This is a genomic window from Acetobacter aceti NBRC 14818 (assembly GCF_000193495.2).
In the GTDB taxonomy this organism is placed as follows: domain Bacteria; phylum Pseudomonadota; class Alphaproteobacteria; order Acetobacterales; family Acetobacteraceae; genus Acetobacter; species Acetobacter aceti.
This window is the reverse complement of the sequence record NZ_AP023410.1, coordinates 3,008,007-3,033,520: the sequence shown is the minus strand read 5'-3', so window position 1 is coordinate 3,033,520 and position 25,514 is coordinate 3,008,007. Positions and strand designations below refer to the sequence as shown.

Sequence of the window (25,514 nt, the reverse complement as noted above, 5' to 3'; positions counted from 1 at the left end):
TCATGGCGAGCTGGACCCAAACATCTGACACGTCGATCACGGCTGCGATTGCGGCGGTAGGCGCTGGCGGCACGCTGGTCAACGGCTGGATCGACTTGGCGGGCTCTGTCTGGTCGGCTGCAAATATCGCATCTGATAGTAATGCGGCTGATTTTTACCTCACATCCACGAAACAAAGCACGCCATGGACAGCGGGCCAGTTATTCCGTCCAGCGTCTGAAGATTCGATCAATCAGCGTGTGACCATGCAGGTCTGTCTAAACAGTGGACAGACCTACTATGCGATGCTGCGCTCTAATAGATCGAGCAGTTCGGCCAACGGATACCTCGTGTCCGTGGACTATATGAGCGACAAAAAATACGCCATCCACGGGTTCGCCATTGCATCTGGGAAATTAACGCAGTTTGTGGGGCAGGATCTGGCGACGCAGCCCGCTCAGGGCGATGTCGTCACTCTGGATATTCAGCTCACACAGGTAACGACTACCACATCTGAAATAGTTGTGACGGTCTCGAATGCCTCAGGAACAGTTCTTGGGACGTATGACTCGGGGGCAGCGAATGCCACGGTCAACACGGCCGCGCTTCAGAATGTAGCGGGATCGGCTGGTGTGTGTGCCTATTCAGGTTCTGGCGGCGCGCTTGCTGGTCTGAAGGAAATCACCGTTTACAGCGGGGATGCCGCGCCTTCGACTGCCACGAAATATACGGTCGCTCCGGCCAGTTCGACTGTTCAGACCGGCAGCAGCACGGAGGTGACGTTTGCTCTGGATGCGGCGGCAGCTCAGGACGTTACGATCACGCCGGGCGACGGCGGTGCTGGTGGTTCATGGAGTTCTGCCACGCTGAAAATCGCGGCCGGGAGTCTGTCTGGAACGCTGGAATATACGGCGGGATCTAAGGCTGGCGCTGTGACGCTGACAGGAACGAACGACAGCAGTCTGACCAACGGGACCGCGTCTCTGACGGTGCAGGCATCTGCCACGGCTCCGGGCGCGCCGGGTGTCACGTTGACGGCCGGAAGCGGGCAGATAACGGTGAAGGTCGTGGCTCCGTCGAGCGATGGCGGCTCAGCGATTACGGGTTATCCCATCTATGTCGGAACGACGTCAGGGGGCGAGTCCTCAACGCCAGTCACGACGCTGACGGCTGCGGGAAGCTACACGATCACGGGCCTGACGAACGGCACGCCTGTGTATGTGAAAGTGGGCGCGACCAACGGCGTCGGCACGACTGTGGCGGCTGAGCAGACCGCGACGCCTGTATCATCTGCCACGGCACCAGGCGCGCCGGGCGTGACGCTTACGGCTGGCAACGGGCAGATCGTGGTGCAGGTTGTGGCCCCGTCGAGTGATGGGGGATCGCCGATCACGGGCTATCCGATTGTGGTCAACGACGCGACTTCTCCTGTCACGACCCTGACGGTCGCTGGCAGTTATACGATCACCGGTCTGACGAACGGGACTGCCTACAAGGTTAAGGTCGGCGCTGCGAACAGCGTCGGCGCGACCTATTCTGCTGACCAGACGGCGACGCCTCTCGCTCCGGGATCTGCTGTGCCGGTGGATAATCCGGCTTTCCTGTTTTCACCGGGAAACTGGTATGGCGACAGCGGGCGCGGTGGCTCTCTGTGGCGTCGGACATGGAACGTCGGTGCCTATTTCGTCTTCACATGGAATGCGTCTGCCAACCCGACCGCAGTTATTGATTTCGGTCTGGCGGGGACGTCCGGAAATGTGAATGTCAGCGTCAACGGCTCTGTGAAAGAGTTTTCGGCCGCATCCAGTGTAACACTGTGGAATATCATCCCGTCTGCCGAGAATACCGTTTTCGTGGTCTTCCGCGACACACCGCAGTCGGGTCGGTGGAATGAAGGTGCCAACAACATTGTCGTGTCCGGCGTCACGCTGGATGCGGCGTCCACGGCCGGTGTTTCCGTCGCGGGTGAAAAAGGCTGGGTGAAGATCATCGGTGACAGCATCACCGAGGGCATCAATTCAGGTGGTGCGAACAAGCCCGATTTTACGCAGTCCTACACTTATTTTCTGCTTCAGACGCTCCGGGCGCAGGGTTACGAGGTATGCGTCTCTGTGTGCGGTTACTCAGGTTATCTGGATACCGGGGACAGCACGGCGGACGTTCCGGCATATTATTATGTGTCGGGGTCCAGCAATGGATCTGGGGGCACCTACGACGACACGAAAAGCCGGTGGAACAAGATCGACGAGAACGTCTCGGCGCTCGACAGCAACGGTCATCTGACAGCCTACGGCGACACAGGCAGCGAGCCTGTCGCAACTCTGGTGAATTATCTGACGAACGAGGCGCTCGGGAAACTGAGCACATCGGACTGTCAGGCGGCCATGATGCAGTGCATGAAAGCGCACAGAACGGCGGCACCGAATGCGTGGCTGTTCCTGATGATCCCTGTTGGGTTCCACTATGCGCCCAAATATCCAGCCGCATATCTCACGGCGTTCAATGCCGCGATATCCGCGTATCAGGCGGCCTATCCTCTGGATAAACGGGTGGCGGTCGTCGATATCGGGGACGCGCTCTCCACCACGATCGAGGTGAACACGGGGTCGTTGATCAATACGGATCAGGTGCATCCCCTGTCTGCTGGTCACGCGCTGATTGCTCCGGCAGTCAGTGGTCAGATGCTGCTGAGCATGGAAGGCAGCACGGCCGTCGCTCGCTCACCGAACTACGGTCCTGCATCGAGTGGCTAGTTGGTTGATTCTGGCGCGTGAGGGTGGCCACGTTGCGGTGTGGTTTGGCGGCCTGCTGTCCGGATGGTGGGCGCATTCTTACCGGATGCGCTCCATTGCCCGGCAGGAGGTCTATGACGCCGGGCAGATGGCGCTGGAGATGGTCAAACGATCAGCAGAGCGTGAAGCGTCTCTGACCGATCTGGTGCGCTCGTATGAATCTGAATTGATCGAATTGCGCCGGGCGCGCTGGCAGACGATGGACGTTCTGTCGACCGTTCAGGTGCATGCACTGGCTGCGCGTCTGATTGTGCGTGAGCTGGATGCGCGACTGGGCTTGCCACGTCGCCCGTTTGAACCATTGCCGTCGTTTCCGACTGATACGGAGATCGACGGCAGAGATGTTCCATATCCCGCAATGGAGACCTCTACATCAGACGATCGAGGTGCGGGGTAATGGCAGGAAGACCGATAGGAAGGTGAGGCGCAATGAGACCCATTTCGCTTACAGATCCGGAGAAACTTCAGGCCGCCAGGTCGTTGGTCGAGCAGTATTTGACGCAGACCTGCATTCAGGATGCTGGAGCAGAGAAGAGGCCTCTGACGATCAGGAGTATCGGAAAGCGACTTGGCGTTTCTCGATCGCTGATCGGCAGATTGGCTGTGGAAGCACGTCGTGAACGTGAGGCGTCAGCATGCTCTGCGCTGCGGCTGAAATTCGGACCGAAGCCGCTTGATGTTGGTGTCGGCTTGAAGATGATGAGCGCTGACTGGCGAGCGATGGAGGCCACAAAGGCCATTGCTGAGAGAGGTCTTATCGACCTCTAAAAGGGCTCTTAGAAGCCCGATTTGGGGTGCAATTCCTTGTGTCTCATTGTGCAAAACCATCCGGCGCGCTTCACCAGATGGAACGGATCAGGCTATTTTTCTCACTGGCGCATGGTATGCCCCGCATGGATGACCGTCGTGTTCTGGGCGGGATTGTTTACGTCATCCATAACGGCCTTCAGTGGAAAGACGAACCGAAAGCCTATGGTCCGCACAAGACTTTATACAATTGTTTCATTCGCTGGAGCCATCTCGGTGTCTTTGATCGGAATTTCACCACCCTGAGTCAAAAAGCAGGCAGATCACACCGTCTGTATCCCGTCGAAGAAAAGCCGGAAATCAGGGCCATCTTACGACTGGTACCTTTATAATAAAGAGTCATCTCATCGAAAACACGTCCGCAAAGCTGAAAGACCGGCGACGTGTGGCGATCCGATACGACCGCTGCGTTCATACCTTCATGTCCACGATCCACATCGACGCAACCGTCTTCTGGCTCAAGGAATGAGGTCGAGCCTGAAGAATAGTCCACACGGACCGAGATGAAGCACTATTCTATATGCGGTCCAAGCAGATCAAAGGCGCACCACATCTGGATTCTCCTCTCCGTAATGAAGAGGAACCTTGTCCGTCTGCGTGCAGCGACTATGAGCGCCAGTGAGAGCAAGACCAAAAATGGACAGCAACTGTTTCATAAGACGGCATCATTCTGTTGAAAGCAGGCTCGCAGGACAGAGAGGTCGGCAACAGGCTCTTCTGTTGGACATACCTGCTCAGGGTCACAGATGCTGCATCTGATCGTCGGAGGCCGAAACTATCCGGCGGACGACTTGGCTCCCTCCAGATCCAGCATGTCCGGATCTTGTGAAATCTGTACGCCAACATTCCAGACTTCACCCTCCACAGAAATTGGAGGGGGATCCTGACGGTTGAAAATGAAATTGAGGACAATTGCAGCAGTCGCGCCCAGGGTAATCCCGCTACCAAAGATGATTTTCATCCAAGCAGGGAAATGGTCCGTAATATGCGGCTGGGACACAAGCAACATCCCTAGCCCGAGGCTGGTCCCGACAACCACGGTATTGCCCTGATGCTCGAAATTGACCTGTGAAAGCGCTTGAATTCCCACGACCGCAACAGCACCGAACATGGCGAGAGCCGCTCCACCCATGACCGGTAAAGGAACGCAGGCCATCATGGCGGCCAGTTTTGGCACACAGCCAAGAATCATCATGATCACGGCAGCCGCTGCAACAACCCATCGGCTCCGGATGCCTGTCAGACGAACCAGACCGACATTCTGGGCAAAGCAGGTGTAGGGAAAGGAATTGAAAATCCCGCCGAGAATGGTGGCGGCTCCATCAGCGCGGATGGCCTGCGTAATTTCCTTTGGCCCGATAGGCTTGCCTACAATTTTTCCAGCTGCATACACGTCTCCTACCGTTTCCAGCATGGCGATCATCATGACGACAATCATTGAGAGAACGGGCATCAGACGGAAAGTCGGAATTCCAAAATAAAGAGGTGTCACTACAGTAAGAGCAGGTGCCGCGGCGACCGTGTCAAATTGGGCGTCACCCAGAAGCCACGCGAGGGTGGTTCCGCTGATCAATCCCAGCAGCACGCTGATTGCCCGCCAAAAACCCGTAAAAAAACGCTGCATGAACAGGATGACAAGCAATGTGCCCAGTCCGTAGGCTACATTCCGCATATTCACGGGGTCCTGCATGACGGACGTGCCATGGCCATTGACAATATCATTGGCTGCTACTGGCAGAAGCGCGATCCCGATCACCAAAATGATCGACCCGGTTACGACGGGCGGAAAGAAGCGTACCAGCTTTGCAAAATGCGGGGCCGTTACAAAAGAAAACAGACCGGCGGCAATGACGGCGCCGAAGATCTGCTGCAATCCTTCCACGCCGCCGCCCGCAGACAGGCCGATTGTAATCATTGGAGCGACAGCAACAAAGGTGACGCCCTGCAGAAGCGGCATTCTTACCCCGATCGGGCCAAGGCCGACGCATTGCAGCAGGGACGCTATACCGCAGGTGAACAGATCAGCTTCGATCAAATGTTCCAGCATGTCCCGCGACAATCCCAGCGCACTGGCGAGAAGGATCGGCACAATAACGGCTGACGCATAAAATGTCAGGACATGCTGGAGTCCATAAAACCCAAGCTGCCAGAAAGGAAGAACTTCATCAATCGGATGAACTTCCCTGCTGATTTTTTCTGGTGTTTCCACAGTATATCGTCCCTTGAAAATCCAGCCTCAGTCTGGAACGGGCAGTCCTGTGACTGCCACTCACACTGGAGGTGGTTCCAGACTGACAAGTTCATCCACCTGATAGGCCAGCAGACTTTTCAGGTGCTGATCTCCATCTTCAACGAAGAGATCACGACCGATGGCAAAAGACAGTTTCTCGACACCGAACCGCATGGCGCTCACCGATGCGCCGGACAGTCCCATGCTGGGTGTGGCGGAAAAGGTGAAATTGTGGATGGCGGACAGCATCGGCGCGATAGGGTCTTTTTCATCCTTGGGAAGAAACTGAAATTTCTTGCCCAGATAAGGATAATCGCCAAGAACAGCGCTCGGCTCGTCTTCCGGTGCGGTAAAGCGCTCCTTCCAGAGCGCAACATGACCGGCGATGCCTGCCAGTTCAGGACGCAGCGCCATGTCGATGGTAAAGCCAGTTCCGATGATCAGAAAATCAAACCGCATCTCACCCTTTGGCGTCGTGACAACGATGTCATCGCCATCCCGACTGACGGCTGTCCAAGGCGCGCCGGTATGAAATGCGAAATTCTCATGACGACGGCAGCGCCAGAAAGTGTCCTGCGGAGGAGGCTGGTTGAGATCATAGATCCGGCGCATGAAACGCCAGCGGATGAGGTCCGGCAATTCTGAAAAATAGCTGAGGAATCCAGCATTTTCCATCCAGCGATAAGGATTGACCGAGGGAATTTCCTTCCGTCTCAGGCAGAGATCAACACGCGCTGCACCCATTTCCAGAGCTGTTGCGGCATTGTCGAAAGCCGATGCGCCTGCCCCCAGAACACCAATTCTCTTGTCACGCAGTTTTTCAAAATCAATCGGCTGCGATGTGTGAGCATAGCAGGAAGGTGGCAGGACATCGGAAATGAAAGGAGGGACATACCATCGTCCACCACCGTCGATCCCCGTCGCCAGAACCAGCTTGCGGGCCCAGACGGTTTTCCGCTCTCCGCCTGCACATTCAAAGGACAGACGCAGCAGCCCGTCCTGCCATTCCATGTTCATCAGACGGTGTTCGTTCCGGACCGGCAGTTCCAGCACGTCGCGCACCCAGTCGAGATAAGCCTGCCAGTCCTGACGGGAGATCTTGTTCAGATCTTTCCATGCCTGAGCACCATATTTCGCTTCATACCATGATTGCGGCGTCAGGCTGGGAATGCCCAGATCTGGTCCTGTCACATATTTGGGCGTCCGGAGCGTGAGCATCCGTGCAAAGGTGATCCACGGACCTTCTCCACCGCGTGGAGCAGCGTCGAAAATGCAGCAGTTGGAAATGCCGCGTCGCTTGAGCGCAAAGCATGTCGCGATGCCGCCCTGACCGCCACCAATGATGGCGACATCCAGAACCTTCTGGCCATCCTTCTCTCGCGGGATGCTCCAGTTGCCTGTGGCATACTCAATTTTCTGCAGGTCGGCCTTAACCTGTGCGTCCAGCTGTTCCATTTGGGCTTATCAATCCTCATTGCGCCATCAGAGAAGCTCTATAACGGACATTCCCGGTAGCGCCTGCAACTCTAAAGTTAATGTTTCACAGCCGGAGCGTTCTTGTATATATTTTAATTCAGCATGATGCGTTCGCAGAATGAGAGCAGATCCGGATGCCTGTCTTTTCCCGTTTTCTTCGGTATTTCATGAGTGTCGCCCAGCACGGCTCCATACGGAAAGCGTCCGATGAACTGCACATCGCAGCGTCCGCAATTGACAGACAGATTCTTCAAGGTGAACGGACGCTTGATACGCTGCTCTTTGAGCGGCTTCCCACGGGCCTGCGGCTGACTGCTGCGGGCGAGTTGCTGCTGACAGCCTGCAATCGCTGGTCACGCGACATGAACACCGTCAGGACGCAGATCGATGGTCTCAAGGGACTGAGACAGGGGGCCGTAGATGTGCTGATCCCCGATGCCCTGACAAAAGGTTTTCTCCCGCAGCTTGTTGGCCGTCTAAGGGAGAGTCATCCGGGTATTGTGGTGAGTCTGCATATCCGGAAAAGCCAGAATATGGGTGAACTTCTGGTCAAGGGGCATGCCGATTTCGCCCTGATGTTCAATCCGAATCACATGCGGGAGCTGGCAGTCCGGATTCACAAGGATGTGCCGCTTGGCTTCCTGTGCCTGCCTTCACATCCCATTGCCAGCATGAAGGAAGGCCCGTTCAGTCTGGCGACAGAATACCCGACCATTATCCCCACGCCCCCGCTCGCCCTTTGGCGTCCGATCGGACTGCTGGAGGCTGAAACAGGGATCAAGATCGCTGCTGTCGCCCGCACGGACAATATCCAGATGATCAAGTCTCTGGTGCAGGAGGGAGTAGGGATTGGCATCCTGAGCTATCTGGATGCCTATGACGAAATTTCCCGTGGACAGCTTGCTTTTGTGAAAATAAATCACAAGAAACTTCTACCCCTCAGCCTTGCTCTCTGCGTGGATCGCTCAAGGCAGCTTTCCGTGGCCGCCCGTCTGATCATGGCGGAAATAGAAACATTCTTCATGCAAAGCCTATGATGCGGCAGGTCCAGCAGCTTCTGACTGTTGCGCCATCAGCGACACATGCGCCGCGATTATTTTCCATTGCGCGTTAATACGCGCCCATGTCTGCATCTGCCGACCTATACGCTGGCCACCTTCACGCCTGAACTCCAGACTGACGACAGCGATATCATCGCCCATGCAGGTGATGTGTCGGCGCAGAACCGTCCGTGGAGGCGAGCCGCCCTGTCGCGCACGACGGAATGCGGCAATTTCTTCGCCGCCGTAAAGGTTTTCCCCGACACCATAACGGACGACTTCCGGTCCGTCCCAGAAGAAATTGTCCAGCGCCGCAACGTCGTTATCAGCAAGGGCCTTTTCGTAGCGATCGGCACAGTCTACGATTTCCCGAACTGTCTTGTCGTTATTGAACTGCATATCTTCCTCCCTCAGTTGTCAGGACCGCCAAACTCATATTGCAGGGTCAGTCGGTTCTCGAAATATTTCTTGTCATGAGTCGGTGAAACCTGAAGGGCGGCAAGTTCGGAAAGGCTCAGTCCCTTGAGCGCACCGCCAAAACTATAGGCTGCAAGAAACAGATATTCCGACTGATCGATCCTCGGTATGCCGCGCTGTGTCCGCAGATCCATATAGGAATACCGCCCGGCGACAAACCAGTGTTTGGCCGGTGCGCCGGTGATGTTGAGCGCATAGGCATTGCCGCCGCCCAGATCCTGTGCGCTGGTCAGCAGCGGCTGTGCGAACAGTGGGCCGGAGGCGACATTATGGGCATAGGGCGTGACCAGAACGCCATTCCGGAAGGAACCGGCGTGCGGGTCCATCCGGTCGAAGCCGAGGCTGATGGTCAGGGAGCGTCTTTTCAGACCGATCTGTGCGCCGCCGCCTAGTACATCGACATGGCCGAGAAGCCGACGACCGTCGCCCACCTGACGAAATCCCTGCAATGCAAGAAACGGCTTGAACTCGCCCTGTGAGCGGATCACCTGTCCTTCGACATAACCGAATTTCGCGTAGTCCTGATAGGTCTGGTACCAACCCTGTGCCGAAATGGCGACCGGGTTTATTTCCCATCGATGCCCTACGCCTGTGCCCCAGAAACCGCCGCTTGGCGCATTGCCGATGCTGGAATAGGCATCAAAATCGGAATTGTAATTCGTATGATTCTTGAACGAGTTATACGTGTAGGACTTGTATCGGAACATCTTGAAGACGTGAATGAAATTATCCGCATCGCCGTATCGGGCTGAAATGCCCTGATAAAGCTGCGGTGCCATACGCCAGTCATAAGAGGAAGCAAACGGCACATCGAGCGCCTGATTGCCGCCGACAACTTTCAGTCCGTATCCCTCGTACTGGAGATAGGCCTCACCGATCGTCGTCAGATCAGGCGCAAGGTAGGAATTCACCTTGTCCGGATTGTGCGAATGCGCAATACCGCGCTGGAAGAAGGCGCTGACGCCAGCAGAGAAACCGTGCCAGGGCAAGGTGTTGTAGCCGATCTTGCCGCCATAACTGACGGTGTCCTGATTGACACCCGGAGCATAGAACGCATTGCGTGACGAATAATACAGCGTTCGAAAATAGCCTGAAAAATAGCCCTGAATAAACATGTCGGTAAAGGAACGGGCATGATTGCGCTGCTCCTTACGATCTTCGTGCTGTTCCCGCACTTCCTTGTTCTCCTCATCGGGAGACGAAGGCTGTTCGACTTCTTCACTTGTCTGAAGGGAACCGGGCGCATCTGCATCGTCGAGCATCGGCCGTAGAGCCTGCTTTCCGCCAGTTCCTGATTTGACGGTAACCGCTGCATGGGCGTGAGGGATGAGGTGGACGCCGTTTTTGGTATCTGACACGCCCCACCAGAACAGGGCCACAATGCACGAGCAGGCGATATAGTCGCGCATCAGGGCACGACCTTCATGTATCGCTGCACACCATCTGTGCGCAGCTCCTGACAAACCGTGCTGTGACTGCCCTGTGCACCTGCGGCGTCTCCACATCAAAGCTTTTGCGTTATCGATGCATACAGGGCACCTCGTTCTCTAAAAGAAGCAAAAAAGCACTCCCTCATTGCTTTTTTGCGCATGGGGTCCGCTCTATTAAAAGCAACGAATAATTGTCTTTTTTACTTTTGTGAGAACGGGCCTGACTGCCTAAAGTGATTCTGAGCCATCCTTATGCTCAGTCAAGGGATTCGCCCTGCTCGACGAAAAGGACACAGAGAGAAGCGCCATGTCTTTTTCATCGTTTTTGCTTTTGTCGACAGGTTTTCGAAGTCTCAAAAAAATTGAGATGTCAGATTCTGCATCCTTTTTCCGTGTGCAGGGTAGCCCACGTCCTGCCTGTCTTTCCCGGCACAGGCTGCTACGCCTGACTGTGCAAACGCGGGGCAGCGGAAACCGGTGGAACATCTCACTTCGGCTTCAGGATTGCTCATCGGCTGTTCTGACGGAAATCCTGTCCAGTACAGTCGTTGAAACAGCTTCCTGCTTCATAAACGAGTTTCCCAATCAACCCATCAGCCTTTCAGGGAGATGTCCGCGTGACTCCCAGTCTTTTTCGACAGATTGATCCGCCACGCCGTCTCCTCATGGGACCGGGGCCAATCAACGTCCATCCACGCGTGCTGCGCGCCATGTCAGCCGATATGCTTGGGCAGTTCGACCCTGAGATGACAGGGTATATGAATGAAACCATGTCGCTGTACCGGCAGGTTTTCATGACGGAGAACCGCTGGACCTTTCTCGTGGATGGAACGGCGCGGGCCGGTATCGAAGCCGCCATGGTCTCGCTGGTGGAACCGGGAAGCCGGGTGCTTATTGTGCGCGCCGGTCGGTTCGGACTGCTACTTTCGGAAATTGCAGAGCGTCTTGGCGCTGATATCCGCACGCTCGATCTCCTTTGGGGTGAAGTCGCTACCCCGGATCAGATTGAAGAAGCTCTGAAGGAACATCGTCCGCAGGTCTTCGCCTGTATTCACGGCGACACCTCCACCACGATGGCGCAACCGCTGGAAGGGATCGGTGCCCTTTGCAGGAAATATGATGTCCTTTCCTATGTCGATGCCACCGCGACGCTGGGCGGTGTGCCGGTCTGTGTGGATCAATGGGAAATAGATGTTGTGTCGGGGGGATTGCAGAAATGCATGGGGGGACCACCGGGGTCCGCACCCATTACGATTTCCAACCGGGCAGCGGAGTTCATCATGAGCCGTCGTCATGTCGAGGCCGGTATTCGTGGAGCGGATCAGACAGATGGCCAACGTTCACGGATCCCTTCGAACTATTTTGATCTCGCCATGATCATGGATTACTGGTCGGAGAAACGGCTCAACCATCATACGGAAGCGACCACCATGCTTTATGGTGCACGGGAAGCAGCGAGGGTCGTGCTGGAGGAAGGGCTGGAAGCCCGCTTCGCCCGTCACAGGAACGCCAGCGGGGCGCTGATTGCGGGGCTGCGCGGCATGGGGTTGTCCATCTTCGGGGATGACGCGCACCGCATGGCCAATGTGACGGGTGTATGGATTCCTGACGGAGTAAACGGCGAGGCCATTCGCTCTGTTATGCGGGATGATTTTGGTATCGAGATCGGCACGGCGTTCGGACCTCTGGCCGGTCGCATCTGGCGGATCGGCACCATGGGTTACAACGCCTGCAAGCCAAACGTGCTGACCACGCTTGGGGCTCTGGAAGCGGCGCTGGTTTCCGAGGGGTTTGCGTGTTCGCGAGGTGTCGCGGTTGACGCCGCACGTGAGGCGTGGCGCTGATCTTTCTACGGAGTATCGCACAGAGCGTTGAACAGGGAGGTTACGCGATGAAAGAGTCCCAGACTGACTTGACACTGCTTGTTCAGGCCCGCGCCGCAGCGATCGGCCTTGATCTTTCCGATCGCTGTCTGCCCGGCGTGCTGACCAACACGGAACTGCTTGGCCAGTACGCAGATCTGTTGAACCGTCACGTCTTTTCCGACGAGTGTGAACCGGCTTTCGAGTATGTGCCATGAGAGATCTTTCTCCCCTTCCCGGCGCACTGGATCTCGCGACCTCAATCCGTACAGGAGAGAGGACCGCCCGTGATGTGGTTGAAGCCACGCTGGAAACCCTGTCCAGCAAGGATCGGTCTATCCACAGTGTCACGTATCTGTTTTCCGAAGAGGCCTGCCGACAGGCCGATGCTGTCGACGCTCTCCGGAAGCAGGGAAAGACGCTTCCTCCTCTGGCAGGCGTACCTTTTGGCGTGAAGGATCTCTTTGACATTGCAGGTCATGTCACCACGGCGGGATCGATCGTTCTGCGCAGTAATCCTCCTGCGAAACAGGATGCGGCTGTCGTGCAACGTCTACGGCAGGCCGGAGCCATTCCTGTCGCAACACTGAACATGGATGAGTTTGCCTACGGATTTGCAACGGAGAATGCCCATTATGGCACGACGCTGAATCCGCATGACACATCGCGCATGGCCGGAGGGTCTTCTGGCGGGTCGGCGGCTGCCGTAGCCGCAGGGTTTCTTCCTCTTTCTCTGGGTTCAGACACCAATGGATCGATCCGTATTCCGGCATCCCTGTGCGGAGTGTGGGGGCTGAAACCCACGTTTGGACGTCTTCCCAGAGAGGGAGCCTATCCTTTTGCGGCCAGTCTGGATGTTGTTGGTCCTTTTGCCAGAAATGTCTCTGATCTGGCGGCAAGTTTTTATATTATGGATGGATGTGACAGAATTCCGGAGCCCGCCGTTGCAGGATCATGGGAAACGCTGCGCATTGCGCGTCTGGAAGGCTGGTTTGCCGACAATCTGTCCAAACCGATGGTCAGGGCGCTTGAGAGCGTCTGTGCTGCGCTGGATGTGACACGCACGGTTTCCCTGCCGGAAGTCGCAACCGCCCGCGCGAGTTCTTTTCTGATTACCGCTGCGGAAGGCGGGAATCTTCATCTGCCCCGTCTGAAAGAGCAGGCCGATTCCTATGATCCGGCGACGCGGGATCGTCTATTAGCGGGTGCGATGCTTCCCGCAGACACTTATCTCAAGGCGCAACGCTTTCGTCGCTGGTTCCGCGAGCAGATCCATGCCGTGTTCCGAGACGAAGCTGACGTGCTGATTGCGCCAGCCGTGATGGGGGAAGCGCCGAGACTGGATGAGCCTACTGTCACTGTGGGAGGAAAGGTCGTTTCTGCACGCGCCAATCTCGGTCTGTTTACCCAGCCTCTCAGCCTGCCCGGAGTGCCCGTCCTGACGGTGCCTGTGCTGGTGTCCGAAGGGCTGCCGCTCGGTCTCCAGCTTGTTGCGGCACCGGGATGTGAAGAGAAACTGTTCAGGGTTGCCTGGCATCTGGAACGAGCCGGCCTGGCCGGATGCCGACTTCCGAAGAGTGCTGCCTGACTCAGGCTCTGTTAATTTATTGAATTGAACGTGCTGTTGTGATTCACAGGCCCGTCGATGGGGAGGTGTCTGAGAGTGACATATTTGTTCTGTCCGGGCATCAGATGGAACGGATCAGGCCGTTTTCCCACTGGCTCACGGGGTTCCGTGCGTGGATGACAGCGGGTTCTGAGGGGAATTGTTTACGTGATCCGATCCGTCACGGCCTTCAGCGGAAAGACGCCCTGAAAGTTTATGGTCTGCACAAGACTTTATACAACCGCTTCATCTCTTCGTCGCGCTGACGGAACAGTCAGAACGGTCGAAGCACCTGATGATTGACGCGACACACCGGACAGCAGCGTCTTTGCTCAAAAGCGGACTTTTCCCCGTCATATCGGGCGCACAAAAGGCGGTCTGACCCAAAGCTGCATGCTGTGTGCGACGGTGAGGACCGTCCTGTCCGTCTTCATCTGACGGTGGGTCAGGCCAACGACTTCAAGGGAGCAGATGTACTTCTGGCAAAGCTTTCCGATGAGACAGAAGAGGTCATCGGGGACCGAAGATACGACAGCAATAAATCAGGCAGTCGCTCGCCGAGCGGAATATCACGGCCTGTATCCCACCGAAGAAGAGCCGGAAATCAGGGCCGCCTTGCAGCTGGCATCTTTATAAAAAGCGTCACCTCAGCGAAGACATGACCGCAAAGCTGAAAGACTGGCGACGGGGAGCAACCCGATACGATCGGAGCGCTCGTGCCTTCATGTCCGCTATCCACATCGCAGCAACCGTCTTCTGGCTCAAGGAATGAGGCCTGAAATCATGGCTTACGGTTAGAGCATCCGTTCCAGAACCCTGTCTTTGAGAACAAACTGATGGAAAAGAGCAGCACTACCGTGACCTACTGCAAGGCCGACGATCAGCCATGCATTCCAGTGGTGCAGCGATTGAATCCACTGAAGCGTCTTTGTTGGAAAGCGTGGGAATGGGGAGAGAAACGAGATGTTAAAAAAGCTCATGGCTTGTCCGCCACCCCAACGCCAGAGATAGCCGAGCCCGATTTCTGTCAGCAGCAGAATATAGAGCACGGACTCCATTCCAAGAGCGCACATCCGATCGAGAGGCGAGAGAAGCTTTGACAGATCCCGCCCTTTCGTCAGACGCCATCCAACGCGAAACATCATGACAGCCGTCAGGCAAATGCCTGCTGTTAGATGGGCGACAACCATGAGATGATGAATGGGTTTTGTGGGCAAACTCCATGTTTCACCAAGAACAAACTGAAATATCACGAGCAGGGCCGTCATCCAGTGGAGAACGATCGTTGGTGTATCATAGCGTGGGCTGTCTGTAGGGATGGAGGACGGAACAGGCATACGCACCTTCACAAAACGACTGCAAGCTGATCTGTATAACAGAATCACCTTACAGGAAACTGAACGGTAAATATTTACACTTACGTTATTAATATTAAAAATAAATCTTATTTTGTTTGGCGTTTTTTCGTGTTTCTGGATGATTTCTTTATTCTATAGGTCTGCGTGACCTTTGTTGTAGAAGTGAGTCTTCTGATCTCACGTCTTCCTCCCCAAGCTGAACGCCATTCCGTCGAAAAACTGGGATGGCTGCGCGCGGTCGTTCTAGACGCCAATGACGGAATATGATCGACCGGAAGTCTTATCGTCGGGGTTGCCAGTGCCCATGGAGCACGCGGCAGCATTCTCATCGCAGGATTATCCGCAACTTGTGGCCAGCACCTTGTCCACGGCAGCAGGCGAGGATGTCTCGGTCAGTCACAGGCGAATTCCGAACAGGCCGATATCGTCCGTGAAAAACAGGAGTTTCTGACAGATTGGGATCGGGAAGTCGCAGAACTGGCGGCAATCTGCCAAAAACGAGGACAAGATACTTTGGCACACATGCCCGGGACGAATTGAAGCTATCCGCAGCGACTGCGGCGAATCCCTTTCAGGCCGCTTTCGCGTCCGCCACAGCGTTTTCGTCAGGTGCGGTGGTTCCCATACGGGCGGCTGTCCAGGAGTGTGTCTCTGACCTCCATCGTGATACTCGCCATTCCCCAGGTATGATCTGGCGCTGCAACAGGTGGCGCATCACCATTCTTGGCCGCCCCGAGACACCTGACGATGTCGCTTCACTCGTATCCTATCTCGCCAGACCGGATTCCGATTACATGACGGGGCAGGCGGTTCTGATCGATGAAAGTATGGTCTATCGATGACCGCGTTTTGGAAACGCGATGCTGCTGTCAGCCTGTAACAGCAGGCAGCAGCACAGCAAATACGGCCAGACAGAGGGCGATCAGGACAATGGTCAGGATGCCCTCGACCTTCGCCAGAGCAATACTCATGGTTTTCGTTTCATTCAGCGCCGTTCTCACCTTGCAGAAACGCCAGTAAGAAACCGGAATCAGCAGAATACCTGTCAGCACGGTAAGAATGCCTACCTGCGAGGTAGACGCGAAGGACTGATGAGCAGGCATGGCATGCTGGACTGCCAGAAGACGCAGGAACAGATCGAATTTTGCGAGAACGCAGCCGAAGGCGACCAGCGCCAGAGCTGTCCTTATCCACGCAAGAAAGGTGCGTTCGTTCGCGGCGTGATCCGTATAGCGTTCGATCATGAGAAGAGGTTCCTGTCGCGCCGATGAAGGAGGCCGGTTTCTCAGACTGCGGAGAAAGACGCAAGAGACCGATCAGTGATCCTGCTCCTGAACGTAGCAGTTTCATGAGGCCCATATAGTTTCCCCAAAAAGAAAAAGGCCCCCGAAACCGGGAGCCTCTTTCATAGCGTCATTTACCTGATCGATCAGGCGAGAACAGTTGCCGCCTCGCGACCATTGATGATCAGACCATCGCCATTGGCCGAGACTTTGACCTCTTCGCCATCGTGGATCGCGCCTTCGAGCAGCAGTTCCGCCAGTGGGTTCTGCAGGCTGCGCTGCACAACTCTCTTGAGCGGACGGGCACCGTAAACCGGATCGTAGCCTTCGTTGGCCAGCCACTGGTGGGCAAGGTCGTCCAGCTTGATCACGATATTCCGATCGGTCAGCAGCGACTGGAGACGGGCGATCTGGATATCCACGATCCGCGCCATGTCCTTCTTCTGCAACCGCGAGAACAGCACGATCTCGTCCAGACGGTTCAGGAACTCGGGACGGAAGTGCGCACGCACGACTTCCATGACCTGAGCCTGCACCATGTCGGTGGTTTCGCCATCCGGCTGGTTGGCCAGAACGTCGGAACCAAGGTTACTGGTCAGCACGATCAGTGTGTTGCGGAAGTCCACCGTGCGCCCCTGACCATCGGTCAGACGACCGTCATCAAGCACCTGAAGCAGGATGTTGAAGACGTCCGGATGAGCCTTCTCCACCTCGTCGAACAGGATGACCTGATACGGACGACGCCGCACGGCCTCGGTCAGCACACCGCCTTCCTCGTAGCCGACATAGCCTGGAGGCGCGCCAATCAGACGGGCCACGGAGTGCTTCTCCATGAACTCGCTCATGTCGATGCGGAGCAGGGCCTTTTCATCGTCGAACAGGAATTCGGCGAGCGCCTTGGTCAGTTCGGTCTTGCCGACGCCGGTCGGGCCGAGGAACAGGAACGAACCGATCGGACGGTTCGGGTCCTGAAGACCTGCGCGGGCGCGACGGACGGCATTCGCCACGGCCTTGAGCGCGGGCTCCTGACCGACGACACGCTTGCGCAGCTCGTCTTCCATGCGGAGCAGCTTGGCGCGTTCGCCTTCAACCATGCGATCCACGGGGATACCGGTCCAGCGGGACACGACCGAGGCAATGCTCTGCTCGGTGACGGCCTGCGAGACAAGGTCAGTCGCCGAGTTGCTCTGTTCTTCGTTCTGCGCCTCGGTGATCTTAGCTTCCAGCTGCGGAATGGTGCTGTACATCAGCTCCGAAGCACGACCCAGATCGCCCTTGCGCTGTGCGACTTCCACCTGCGAACGGGCTTCGTCCAGCTGCTCCTTGAGCTTCTGAACAGCGTTGACCCGATCCTTTTCCGCATGCCACGCGGCGTTCATCGCGTCGGATTTCTCTTCCAGCTCGGCCAGTTCGGCATCGACCTTTTCAAGACGATCACGACTGGCGGAGTCATCCTCCTTGCGCAGCGCTTCACGCTCGATCTTGAGCTGGATGACACGACGATCGAGCTCGTCGAGTTCTTCCGGCTTGCTGTCGATCTGCATCCGCAGACGGCTGGAAGCCTCATCGATCAGATCAATGGCTTTGTCCGGCAGGAAGCGGTCGGTGATGTAGCGGTTCGACAGCGTGGCGGCGGCGACAAGCGCACCGTCGGCGATGCGGATACCGTGGTGAAGCTCATACTTCTCCTTGATGCCGCGCAGGATCGAGATCGTGTCGGCCACCGAAGGCTCGCCAACGAACACCGGCTGGAAACGACGGGCCAGCGCCGCGTCCTTCTCGATGTATTTGCGATACTCGTCGAGCGTCGTTGCACCGATACAGTGCAGCGTGCCACGGGCGAGTTCCGGCTTGATGAGGTTGGAGGCGTCCATCGCGCCATCGGAGCGGCCTGCGCCGACAAGCGTATGCATCTCGTCGATGAACAGAATGACCTGTCCTTCGGCGGACTCAATCTCCTTGAGAACCGCTTTCAGACGTTCTTCGAACTCACCGCGATATTTCGCACCGGCAATCAGCGCGCCCATGTCGAGGGAAAGCAGCTTCTTGTTACGAAGCGCCTCCGGCACGTCGCCATTGACAATACGCTGGGCCAGCCCTTCGACGATGGCGGTCTTACCAACGCCCGGCTCACCGATCAGAACGGGATTGTTCTTGCTGCGGCGTGCGAGAACCTGAATGGCGCGACGGATTTCCTCGTCACGGCCAATCACTGGATCAAGCTTGCCAGCCAGCGCCACGGCGGTCACGTCGCGGGCGTATTTCTTCAGCGCGTCGAAGCCAGCCTCGGCGTTCTCGCTGGTGACGGTGCGGCCCTTACGGACAGTGGCAACAGCTTTTTCAAGCGCATCGGCAGACGCGCCATTGTCTTTCAGGGCGCGACCGGCCGCAGTGTCAGACGCCGCAATGGCGACGAGAAGACGATCCTGCGCCACGAATGAGTCATTGGCTTTCTGGGCAGCCTGTTCGGCGTTGTCGAGCAGACGCACGAGGTCGGGCGTCGCCTGCGGCTGACCGGCTCCGCCTCCCTGAACTTTCGGCAGTTTGGCGAGTGCTTCTTCGACAGCGGAAAGTGCGCCGAGCGGGTTGCCGCCAGCGGCCTTGATCAGTGAAGAGGCAGCGCCTTCGTTGTCATCCAGCATCGCCTTGAGCAGGTGCTCCGGCGTGAGCTGCTGGTTGTATTCGCGAAGCGCAATCGTCTGTGCGGCCTGAAGAAAGCCACGACTGCGTTCGGTAAATTTCTGAATGTCCATATTCCTGTTTGTCCCTTTGAAGTGAGGCGACGGTCAGGGCCATGAAGGGCGCCCCTCAAGGAGGCAGCGCGGCCATGGTCTTGATCTTGTTGAAGGATATGGGTGCTGAAAAACGGAATGCAAGAGGAAACATGCCTGTTATCGCGCACGCTCATATCCTTCCGGAGATGAGAGTTTTGAGCGCAATCTGCCCTTGGGGAAACTCTTTGTTCAGTGAAGCGGGCTTGCGGGCGATCGTCCGGGCTTCGCGATCTCCTCCAGGAGATAATTCCAGACGATGAAACCGGCTTCCGCCATCCTCTTTCCTCAATAACGTTGATAAGTGATGCAGATAAACTGCAACCGAGACAGTGGAACCTGTATCCACGCGTCTGGATGATGAACGCGAGAGCACCAATATTGAGGATGGACGTGGTTCTGGCGGTCGTATGCCCCTGCGTATCGGCGGCATTGGTGGTGTGGTGCCTATCCTTGGGGCGCTCTATTTTGACGTCGATCCGCGGAAAACAGCCAGACCGTACAGGCGCCTTCATCCAGAAGCGGTTCTGCTTCCTTGATGTCGGCTCTCTGCCCGTGTGTCAGGAAAAGAGCCACAGCCATTCCCGCAGTATCGATTATGGCGTGGATTTTGGTGACCCGGAAGAAAATCCTTTATCCGCTCCCACTGTCTGTCACTCCGACCATACCGGCGCATTCACCCTCTCCGTGAAAACAGAGAAAAACATCACAGGTCAGGCAGAAGTACAAGCCTCTGTGCCGCCCCCGTCCCCTGTGCAACTTTTTGTGATGCTGCCATGCAGAATTTCCTCTCTGGGCATCGGCTCTGGCGGTAATCCGGAGCACATCACGCCAGCATCGCCGATTACAAAATATGTAGTTTCAGGCTTTCATCTTCGCGACAACACCATGTCCATTCTGTCGCATAAACGCGACAGGACTGCAGAAAAGATATTCTGGATTTCAATCAGCAAAGAGTTGGGAAGAAATTTACATGATCAATGCGGAATGGTTTCCGGATGCCGCGCACCCGACCTGTGTCCCCCACGCAACCTGAGCGTTTGCCGTATGAAGCCGCGTGTGGAAGCAAGTTTGTGCTTCCCGGAAGACTGGCATTTCCAATGACGCCGCAGAAAGAACAGACCATCTGACGCACCTGAGACACCATGAGACTATCCGGCCCTGAGACGCATACCTTCAAACCTGAGAAACTTCTCCATTCCGTTTTGCGTTCAGACGCTACCTGAACGGAGTATTTCCCATGGATCTTTTACGCTGGACCCTGATCTTTCTGGTTTTCGCCCTGATCGCGGCTGTTTTCGGTTTTTCCGGTATAGCCGCGAATTTTGCCTATATCGGCAAGGTCCTGTTCTTCATCTTCCTCGTCCTGTTCGTCATCAGCCTCTTGTTCGGCCGCCGAGGGAACTGAGCAAACCGGAGATCAGAAGAACGAGAACAGCAAGGGCTGCCATCCCCTCCATCACGGTCAGGGAGATCGGCAGCCCGTTAAAGAGATAGGTCGGCAAGTCACATGGCTTGGAAGGCCGTAACGGCATGGAAGCCAGCCGCTCGGCCATTGTTGCACCTGTCAGATGCGGCGACAGACATTCCGGCAGCGGGCTCTTCCAGAAACGCCATTCAACACCGGCATGAACTCCGACAAGAACGAGATCGGCAAGCAACGTCGGCACGCCGAACCACGCCACGGTTCTGGCCCAGCGTCTGGGCACGAGCAGGCCAACCACTCCGATCACCACCAGCACGCGCCACGGCCAACGTTCCCACAGACAGAGCGCACAGGGCGCTATGCCCAGCCCGTCCTGCACCCACCATACGAAAAGCATTGCCACAACCCCTGCAAAGATCAGCAGGAGATTGGGCAGGCGGACAGTTCCGGGTGTCTGTTTATTGAAAATTCTGCGTCGTGGCATCAGCACCATGCGCCAAGCTTTCTGTTCCACATGAAGGTCATGTGTTTTCGGGAAACGTGCGTATAGCAGCCCCCCGCAGGAATTTCACCCGACGCTGGTCTTTCTGGTGCGATTCAGGGCCTTCAGGAAATCCCGCGCCCAGGAACCCGCTGTCGTATTCCTGATTTCGTTGTTCAGGATATTCCAGCGGCGCTTGCGCTCTTCCTTTTTCATGGTCAGCGCCAGATGCAGGGCATCAGCAATAGCGTCTGAATCGTGAGGATTGACCAGCAGCGCTTCATCCAGTTCAGGCGCGGCTCCAGCCAGATGCGACAGGACAAGAGCACCGGGATTGTCCGGATTCTGCGCAGCCACATACTCCTTGGCGACCAGATTCATGCCGTCGCGTAGCGGCGTGACAAGAGCCACATCAGCAAGACGATAGAACCCCGCCAGCGTCTGGCGCGCAATCGGGCGTGTCAGATAACGGATCGGCGTCCAGTCATAGGCGGCAAAAGCGCCGTTGATCCGCCCGATTGTTTCATCAAGCTGACGACGCAACAGACGATATTCCTCGACCTCTCCACGGGAAACCGGCGCGACCTGAAGATAGGTCACATGGCGATGATGTTCAGGGTAGCGGATCAGCAGCTTTTCATATCCGTGAAAACGCTCTTCCAGCCCCTTGGAATAATCCAGCCGGTCCACACCGATAATCAAAGGCTCGTCGTGAAGACTTTCTCTCAGCCGGCGCACTTCAGGTCCTTCGAAGGCGTCCCGAGCCTCTTCGCTGAAGGAAACCGGATCAATGCCTATGGGACAGGCCACGACCCGTGACGGGTCTGTCATCCCTTCGACACGCAGACATTCCCAGAGATTCTGGGCGTCTTCTTCCGTCTGAACGCCGATGAGATCATAGGCCTTCATATCATCCAGAAGCGCGGTCGCAGGCGGCAGGGCGCGGAACAGGCTCCAGGGCGGGAACGGAATATGCAGGAAGAAACCGATGGGCGCCGTCACGCCCAGCTCCCGCAACGCCTGCGCCAGCGGGAAAAGATGATAATCATGCACCCAGATGATATCGTCGGGCTTCAGCAGGGGGGCGAGCACCCGGGCGAACATCCGGTTCACCTCGAGATACTGCTGCCAGTCGGCCCGCGCATAGTCCATCAGCCCCAGCCGGTAATGGCAGAGCGGCCAGAGAATGGCGTTCGAGAAACGCTGATAATAGCCGCGATGCTGCGTCGGGGTCAGGGGAATGGTGGCGTAGGTTACCGTTCCATGTGTATCCAGAGACGGCACGGGGTCCGCGTCCGCTTCCACCTGACGGCCAGACCAGCCGAACCACAATGTACTCTGGTCTCCACGCAGCGCGTCCGCCAGACCAACCGCCAGACCACCTGCCGGCTTGTTCCTCTCCCGAGGATCCGGCACGCGATTGGAAACGATAACAAGACGCCCCATCGTTATGCCCCGTTACCCGCAGGGCGGCCTTCATCACGAGAGGGTACCAGAGACGCCAGCCAGCTCCGGAAAACAGCAGGTGTAGGGAAATCCACCGGGATACGGAAGCCAGCTCCACCCAGACGGACTGCGGCGCGGATGGCGTCCTCGTCCGTGACATCGTCTCCGACAAACACCGGTCTACGACCTGCGAACGGCGCATTTTCCATGAGCAGTTCGACCGCATAGCCCTTGTCGACACCGGCAGGCCGGATTTCCCATGCCATTTTTGCCGCCTGGATATGGAATTTGCCGCCCTCGTCCTTCACCCATGCCTCCGCTGCCTTACGGAGCTGCCCTTCCGCTTCCGGCGCACCCCTGTAATGCAGAACGAAACCGCCGACCTTTCGTTCCAGCCGCGTGCCCGGCAAAGACGCAACCAGCGCCTGCGCCTCGATCACCCACTGGCTGGGAACCGAGGGAAGCGCTGCCCGCTCGATGGGACCGCCGGGACGATGGCGGATGGCAATGCCGTGCTCTCCGGCGACGGCGAAAGGCACATCTCCGAGAAAAGCGTCAATCTGATCAATGGACCGTCCGGATATGACCGCCAGCGCATCACCGGTCGCTTCTCTCAGGGCGAGCAGCGTTTCCTTCAGACCCGGCGGCACAACCACAGACTCAGGAGTGGGCGCAATATCGACAAGCGTGCCGTCAAAATCCAGCAGAAACGCCACCTTATTGAGAGGCATGTAATTCCGCGTCAGTCTTATGGTGGACGTCTGAGGCGCTGAAGTCATGTCCGAAGAACTCACGACAAAATGCCTTCCCTGCTCACCTGTTCAGCCTGCATCAGCCCGGCTTATCCCGGCGAGCGGCGCGTACAGGTCGTTATACTGATGGAGCCGCTATCTGCTGCATAGAGTGTTCTGTTTCACCACAGCTTCCCCGGCATTACCATAGACCGACCGGGGTTCCTGCCCCGCATCCCGGTCGGGGCAGCTTCAGGGTTGATCACCCTCCGTCGCACCATGATCTGCCTGAGAACCGGAAGAGGATGGAGCCGCACCCGGATTCTGCGGAGCAGCATTCCCACCACTTTCACCCTGCTCCTGACCGGATTGTGAACCATCAGGCTTTCTTCCGGGTAAAGGCGGAACCGGCGGATGCTCCAGCGCGGGCAGCATGGGCTGAACGTCGTTCCCTTCACAGGTCACGACATGCACATCATAGATCGGGCTTTCCAGAATCCCCAGTGACGGTTCAGCGGCCAGCATCCAGCCGTGAAAAACCGCTCCTTCAGCCCGTCGATCCTGAATATCGAGCCACGCCGCCGCATCCTGACGCGCTGTCGGAGCATGCAGCAGGCACCGCGTCACGCCGATGGCGAGCGTCTCATACTGAGAGGTTCCACCGACAGGAACCTTGATGGTTTCAACACGGGAATCAAGGCGATTGAGCACCCGGACAACGGCCGTGCTTTTCCCCTGCCAAGTGTTGGGCGGATACATGGCCGGAGGCGCCAGCGGCTCCGCTGCGAGGACTGATCCAGCACCGATCAGAACGGAGGCCAGCCCCAGACACGCTTGAGCAGACCGCAACAGCATCTTTGTTCCTATCCCGTCTGTCATACTGAAGGCTTGCCTCGTGGGCTGGTGAGAGATGCTACAAGAGACGTCAGCATCTTTTTCATTTCGGCCTCATCCACACCCATCAGTACGGCATCTTCAAACGCGTCCTGCATCACGCCCTGCAACTCCTCCCAGTTCTGACGCAGAACCAGCAATTTTTCCGTGCAGGAAACCGGCGTTCCATCCGGCTGGGGCCAGAGAGCAGGCGTCTCCATCACGGCTGAGCCTCGCCCTTTGGCGCGTCCATTTCCTGCTTCGCTTTCGCCTGATTGGCCTGAGTCAGCGTATCCGTCACAGAGAAAATGAACTTGCTCAGCAACTGCTCCAGACTGATCGCTCCCTGCGTCTCGCTGATCTCACCGCCCGCCTTGAGCATCTTCGTGTCACCGCCCGGTGAAATGGCGATGTATTTACCGCCAAGCAGACTGTCGCTGGTGATGATTGCGGCGCTGTCCACTGGCAGCTGCACGTCTGGACGAACGGTGAACACAACCGTCGCCTGGAAAGTCTTCGGGTCCACCCCTGCGGATGCAACATGACCAATGCGAATTCCGGCCAGTTTCACGTCCGAGCCGATGTCGAGACCATCAATATGGGAGAAACCGGCCTTGAGCTGATAGCCCGCATCCGTCTTGCGACCGCTGCTGACCACGGCGAGCCCCAGCAGAAGCACGAACACGACAATCACAGCAAAGCCGGCCACGAGTTCTACGGTCGGACGTGAGTTACGCAGAGGCGGCAACGCCGCCGTTGCCGGCTGGGAAGTGGTCGAAACAGAACTCATGGGTTCTCACGCGCCTTTGTGATCATTCGTTCTTGTCGTCTGGAACGATGAAGTCTGACAAGCCCGATAGCGCAACTCTCTGGCAAGAATGTGCCCATAGCGACGCATTCGTCTGTTCAGGACATATGAAAAAAGCGCGTAAGGGGTTTCACCCTTCCCGCGCCTTTCAGTCCCATTCAACGCCGTAAAGGCTCAGCTTTCCGGTGTCCAGGCGTCATAATCGCCAGTCGCGGGTGGGCGGTGTCCACCCTTGTAAGCGCTGCCGGGTGGACGATACGCCTCGACCGTTCCGGTCTTGTTTGGCTCATACGGCAACTGCCAGGGCTTGCGGGCCTCCATGGGGATCGGCTGATCTTCCATGTAATGCAGCCAGCCCCACCATTCAGGCGGCACGGCGGACGCATCCTCGCCCTTCTTGTAGATGACCCAGCGCTCATAGCGCTCGCCCCCGCCCGTCTTCCGGGTGGGTCGCCGCGACTCGTAGTAGGCGCGACCATCGTTGTCCTTGCCCACAAAACGTCCATGCAGGCGGGTATGAAGAAGGGTGCCGAGCGTTGCCATGGAAAAGACCATAAGGAGTCGAACCGCCGCCGTCCACTGCCCACACGCATGCTTTCGTTCACGTTACGCGGCACTCCTCCCGGAGCGCACAGAAA

25 protein-coding genes and 2 pseudogenes are annotated in these 25,514 nt (G+C 56.9%); 13 read left to right on the top strand and 14 right to left on the bottom strand.

What is annotated here, in order from left to right:
* Positions 1-2: 2 nt before the first annotated feature.
* The 4 genes and pseudogenes from EMQ_RS13955 to EMQ_RS13940 all read left to right on the top strand — a co-directional run bounded on the left by EMQ_RS13955 (position 3) and on the right by EMQ_RS13940 (position 4,047).
* Entirely contained in the window at positions 3-2,732 is a 2,730-nt protein-coding gene (locus tag EMQ_RS13955; RefSeq protein WP_018307822.1) for a fibronectin type III domain-containing protein, read from the top strand.
* The gene (locus EMQ_RS13950) at positions 2,725-3,168 is read left to right on the top strand and encodes a hypothetical protein (protein ID WP_132012099.1); all 444 of its coding nucleotides are present in this window, start codon (positions 2,725-2,727) and stop codon (positions 3,166-3,168) included. The genes EMQ_RS13955 and EMQ_RS13950 overlap by 8 nt, the downstream gene beginning before the upstream one ends.
* 32 nt (positions 3,169-3,200) lie before the next feature.
* Positions 3,201-3,539, top strand: coding sequence for a hypothetical protein (locus EMQ_RS13945; RefSeq protein ID WP_010669170.1), 339 nt, complete (start codon positions 3,201-3,203; stop codon positions 3,537-3,539).
* A gap of 77 nt (positions 3,540-3,616) precedes the next feature.
* Positions 3,617-4,047, top strand: a pseudogene (locus EMQ_RS13940) (transposase).
* Positions 4,048-4,353: 306 nt separating this feature from the next.
* Here the strand turns inward: EMQ_RS13940 and EMQ_RS13935 are convergent.
* Together EMQ_RS13935 and EMQ_RS13930 are read right to left on the bottom strand one after the other, a co-directional pair.
* Positions 4,354-5,787 (bottom strand): nucleobase:cation symporter-2 family protein, encoded by a 1,434-nt coding sequence (locus EMQ_RS13935; protein ID WP_010668504.1) that lies wholly within the window; start codon positions 5,785-5,787, stop codon positions 4,354-4,356.
* Positions 5,788-5,847: 60 nt separating this feature from the next.
* Positions 5,848-7,263: an NAD(P)-binding domain-containing protein gene (locus tag EMQ_RS13930; protein WP_018307825.1), complete on the bottom strand. Its 1,416-nt coding sequence runs from the start codon at positions 7,261-7,263 to the stop codon at positions 5,848-5,850.
* A 155-nt stretch (positions 7,264-7,418) separates the two neighbouring features.
* On the opposite strand from EMQ_RS13930, the gene EMQ_RS13925 reads away from it, so the two are divergent.
* Positions 7,419-8,321 (top strand): LysR family transcriptional regulator, encoded by a 903-nt coding sequence (locus EMQ_RS13925; RefSeq protein WP_010667181.1) that lies wholly within the window; start codon positions 7,419-7,421, stop codon positions 8,319-8,321.
* On the opposite strand, the gene hpxZ is transcribed toward EMQ_RS13925, so the two are convergent.
* Entirely contained in the window at positions 8,316-8,723 is a 408-nt protein-coding gene (gene hpxZ / locus EMQ_RS13920; RefSeq protein ID WP_010667180.1) for an oxalurate catabolism protein HpxZ, read from the bottom strand. The genes EMQ_RS13925 and hpxZ overlap by 6 nt on opposite strands.
* An 11-nt stretch (positions 8,724-8,734) precedes the next feature.
* A complete protein-coding gene (locus tag EMQ_RS13915) occupies positions 8,735-10,210 on the bottom strand; it encodes an OprD family outer membrane porin (RefSeq protein WP_010667179.1) in 1,476 nt (491 codons plus the stop codon).
* 686 nt (positions 10,211-10,896) lie between these two features.
* Between EMQ_RS13915 and EMQ_RS13910 the strand changes: the two genes are divergently transcribed.
* The 4 genes and pseudogenes from EMQ_RS13910 (at position 10,897) to EMQ_RS13895 (ending at position 14,471) form a co-directional block, all read left to right on the top strand.
* Positions 10,897-12,075 (top strand): pyridoxal-phosphate-dependent aminotransferase family protein, encoded by a 1,179-nt coding sequence (locus EMQ_RS13910; protein WP_081617522.1) that lies wholly within the window; start codon positions 10,897-10,899, stop codon positions 12,073-12,075.
* 47 nt (positions 12,076-12,122) lie between these two features.
* Positions 12,123-12,311 (top strand): DUF4089 domain-containing protein, encoded by a 189-nt coding sequence (locus EMQ_RS13905; RefSeq protein ID WP_018307827.1) that lies wholly within the window; start codon positions 12,123-12,125, stop codon positions 12,309-12,311.
* Positions 12,308-13,681, top strand: coding sequence for an AtzE family amidohydrolase (locus EMQ_RS13900; protein WP_018307828.1), 1,374 nt, complete (start codon positions 12,308-12,310; stop codon positions 13,679-13,681). The genes EMQ_RS13905 and EMQ_RS13900 overlap by 4 nt, the downstream gene beginning before the upstream one ends.
* 104 nt (positions 13,682-13,785) lie before the next feature.
* A pseudogene (locus EMQ_RS13895) lies at positions 13,786-14,471 on the top strand (IS5 family transposase).
* A gap of 22 nt (positions 14,472-14,493) precedes the next feature.
* Here the strand turns inward: EMQ_RS13895 and EMQ_RS13890 are convergent.
* Entirely contained in the window at positions 14,494-15,036 is a 543-nt protein-coding gene (locus tag EMQ_RS13890) for a cytochrome b (RefSeq protein ID WP_010669031.1), read from the bottom strand.
* A gap of 303 nt (positions 15,037-15,339) precedes the next feature.
* On the opposite strand from EMQ_RS13890, the gene EMQ_RS17355 reads away from it, so the two are divergent.
* Both EMQ_RS17355 and EMQ_RS17265 read left to right on the top strand, forming a co-directional pair.
* Positions 15,340-15,597: a VIT1/CCC1 transporter family protein gene (locus EMQ_RS17355; RefSeq protein WP_332106251.1), complete on the top strand. Its 258-nt coding sequence runs from the start codon at positions 15,340-15,342 to the stop codon at positions 15,595-15,597.
* 146 nt (positions 15,598-15,743) lie between these two features.
* On the top strand, positions 15,744-15,899 hold the full coding sequence (locus tag EMQ_RS17265) for a hypothetical protein (protein WP_231367916.1): 156 nt from the start codon (positions 15,744-15,746) through the stop codon (positions 15,897-15,899).
* Between the two features lie 27 nt (positions 15,900-15,926).
* Here EMQ_RS17265 and EMQ_RS13880 read toward each other — a convergent pair whose 3' ends face one another.
* On the bottom strand, positions 15,927-16,301 hold the full coding sequence (locus EMQ_RS13880; protein ID WP_010669264.1) for a YidH family protein: 375 nt from the start codon (positions 16,299-16,301) through the stop codon (positions 15,927-15,929).
* Positions 16,302-16,486: 185 nt separating this feature from the next.
* Positions 16,487-19,093 (bottom strand): ATP-dependent chaperone ClpB, encoded by a 2,607-nt coding sequence (clpB, locus tag EMQ_RS13875; RefSeq protein WP_018307830.1) that lies wholly within the window; start codon positions 19,091-19,093, stop codon positions 16,487-16,489.
* A 411-nt stretch (positions 19,094-19,504) separates the two neighbouring features.
* On the opposite strand from clpB, the gene EMQ_RS13870 reads away from it, so the two are divergent.
* Positions 19,505-20,215, top strand: coding sequence for a hypothetical protein (locus EMQ_RS13870; protein ID WP_187326306.1), 711 nt, complete (start codon positions 19,505-19,507; stop codon positions 20,213-20,215).
* A gap of 136 nt (positions 20,216-20,351) precedes the next feature.
* Positions 20,352-20,519, top strand: coding sequence for a DUF1328 domain-containing protein (locus EMQ_RS13865; RefSeq protein ID WP_010666914.1), 168 nt, complete (start codon positions 20,352-20,354; stop codon positions 20,517-20,519).
* Here EMQ_RS13865 and EMQ_RS13860 read toward each other — a convergent pair.
* From EMQ_RS13860 to EMQ_RS13830, 7 genes are all read right to left on the bottom strand, one after another.
* Entirely contained in the window at positions 20,488-21,030 is a 543-nt protein-coding gene (locus EMQ_RS13860; RefSeq protein WP_010666913.1) for a disulfide bond formation protein B, read from the bottom strand. The two genes, EMQ_RS13865 and EMQ_RS13860, sit on opposite strands and share 32 nt — an antisense overlap.
* 75 nt (positions 21,031-21,105) lie before the next feature.
* Positions 21,106-22,464: an alpha,alpha-trehalose-phosphate synthase (UDP-forming) gene (locus EMQ_RS13855; protein ID WP_010666912.1), complete on the bottom strand. Its 1,359-nt coding sequence runs from the start codon at positions 22,462-22,464 to the stop codon at positions 21,106-21,108.
* Positions 22,465-22,466: 2 nt separating this feature from the next.
* On the bottom strand, positions 22,467-23,243 hold the full coding sequence (gene otsB, locus EMQ_RS13850) for a trehalose-phosphatase (RefSeq protein WP_018307831.1): 777 nt from the start codon (positions 23,241-23,243) through the stop codon (positions 22,467-22,469).
* Positions 23,244-23,447: 204 nt separating this feature from the next.
* A complete protein-coding gene (locus EMQ_RS13845) occupies positions 23,448-24,050 on the bottom strand; it encodes a DUF2155 domain-containing protein (protein WP_010666910.1) in 603 nt (200 codons plus the stop codon).
* A 20-nt stretch (positions 24,051-24,070) separates the two neighbouring features.
* Positions 24,071-24,289, bottom strand: coding sequence for a hypothetical protein (locus EMQ_RS13840; RefSeq protein ID WP_010666909.1), 219 nt, complete (start codon positions 24,287-24,289; stop codon positions 24,071-24,073).
* Complete coding sequence (gene mlaD / locus EMQ_RS13835; RefSeq protein ID WP_010666908.1) at positions 24,289-24,858, bottom strand: outer membrane lipid asymmetry maintenance protein MlaD; 570 nt, start codon at positions 24,856-24,858, stop codon at positions 24,289-24,291. The genes EMQ_RS13840 and mlaD overlap by 1 nt, the downstream gene beginning before the upstream one ends.
* A gap of 192 nt (positions 24,859-25,050) precedes the next feature.
* Complete coding sequence (locus EMQ_RS13830) at positions 25,051-25,431, bottom strand: NADH:ubiquinone oxidoreductase subunit NDUFA12 (RefSeq protein ID WP_010666907.1); 381 nt, start codon at positions 25,429-25,431, stop codon at positions 25,051-25,053.
* Positions 25,432-25,514 lie beyond the last annotated feature (83 nt).

Bases quoted from the DNA above. Each gene is read 5' to 3' on its own strand.
- EMQ_RS13855 (WP_010666912.1), bottom strand. From the start codon at position 22,464: ATGGGGCGTCTTGTTATCGTTTCCAATCGCGTGCCGGATCCTCGGGAG.
- EMQ_RS13955 (WP_018307822.1), top strand. From the start codon at position 3: ATGGCGAGCTGGACCCAAACATCTGACACGTCGATCACGGCTGCGATT.
- EMQ_RS13910 (WP_081617522.1), top strand. From the start codon at position 10,897: ATGGGACCGGGGCCAATCAACGTCCATCCACGCGTGCTGCGCGCCATG.
- hpxZ (WP_010667180.1), bottom strand. From the start codon at position 8,723: ATGCAGTTCAATAACGACAAGACAGTTCGGGAAATCGTAGACTGTGCC.
- EMQ_RS13925 (WP_010667181.1), top strand. From the start codon at position 7,419: ATGCCTGTCTTTTCCCGTTTTCTTCGGTATTTCATGAGTGTCGCCCAG.
- EMQ_RS13905 (WP_018307827.1), top strand. From the start codon at position 12,123: ATGAAAGAGTCCCAGACTGACTTGACACTGCTTGTTCAGGCCCGCGCC.
- EMQ_RS13945 (WP_010669170.1), top strand. From the start codon at position 3,201: ATGAGACCCATTTCGCTTACAGATCCGGAGAAACTTCAGGCCGCCAGG.
- clpB (WP_018307830.1), bottom strand. From the start codon at position 19,093: ATGGACATTCAGAAATTTACCGAACGCAGTCGTGGCTTTCTTCAGGCC.
- EMQ_RS13865 (WP_010666914.1), top strand. From the start codon at position 20,352: ATGGATCTTTTACGCTGGACCCTGATCTTTCTGGTTTTCGCCCTGATC.
- otsB (WP_018307831.1), bottom strand. From the start codon at position 23,243: ATGACTTCAGCGCCTCAGACGTCCACCATAAGACTGACGCGGAATTAC.
- EMQ_RS13845 (WP_010666910.1), bottom strand. From the start codon at position 24,050: ATGCTGTTGCGGTCTGCTCAAGCGTGTCTGGGGCTGGCCTCCGTTCTG.
- EMQ_RS13880 (WP_010669264.1), bottom strand. From the start codon at position 16,301: ATGATCGAACGCTATACGGATCACGCCGCGAACGAACGCACCTTTCTT.
- EMQ_RS13830 (WP_010666907.1), bottom strand. From the start codon at position 25,431: ATGGTCTTTTCCATGGCAACGCTCGGCACCCTTCTTCATACCCGCCTG.
- EMQ_RS13900 (WP_018307828.1), top strand. From the start codon at position 12,308: ATGAGAGATCTTTCTCCCCTTCCCGGCGCACTGGATCTCGCGACCTCA.
- EMQ_RS17265 (WP_231367916.1), top strand. From the start codon at position 15,744: ATGATCTGGCGCTGCAACAGGTGGCGCATCACCATTCTTGGCCGCCCC.
- EMQ_RS13930 (WP_018307825.1), bottom strand. From the start codon at position 7,263: ATGGAACAGCTGGACGCACAGGTTAAGGCCGACCTGCAGAAAATTGAG.
- EMQ_RS13915 (WP_010667179.1), bottom strand. From the start codon at position 10,210: ATGCGCGACTATATCGCCTGCTCGTGCATTGTGGCCCTGTTCTGGTGG.
- EMQ_RS13860 (WP_010666913.1), bottom strand. From the start codon at position 21,030: ATGGTGCTGATGCCACGACGCAGAATTTTCAATAAACAGACACCCGGA.
- EMQ_RS13890 (WP_010669031.1), bottom strand. From the start codon at position 15,036: ATGCCTGTTCCGTCCTCCATCCCTACAGACAGCCCACGCTATGATACA.
- EMQ_RS13840 (WP_010666909.1), bottom strand. From the start codon at position 24,289: ATGGAGACGCCTGCTCTCTGGCCCCAGCCGGATGGAACGCCGGTTTCC.
- mlaD (WP_010666908.1), bottom strand. From the start codon at position 24,858: ATGAGTTCTGTTTCGACCACTTCCCAGCCGGCAACGGCGGCGTTGCCG.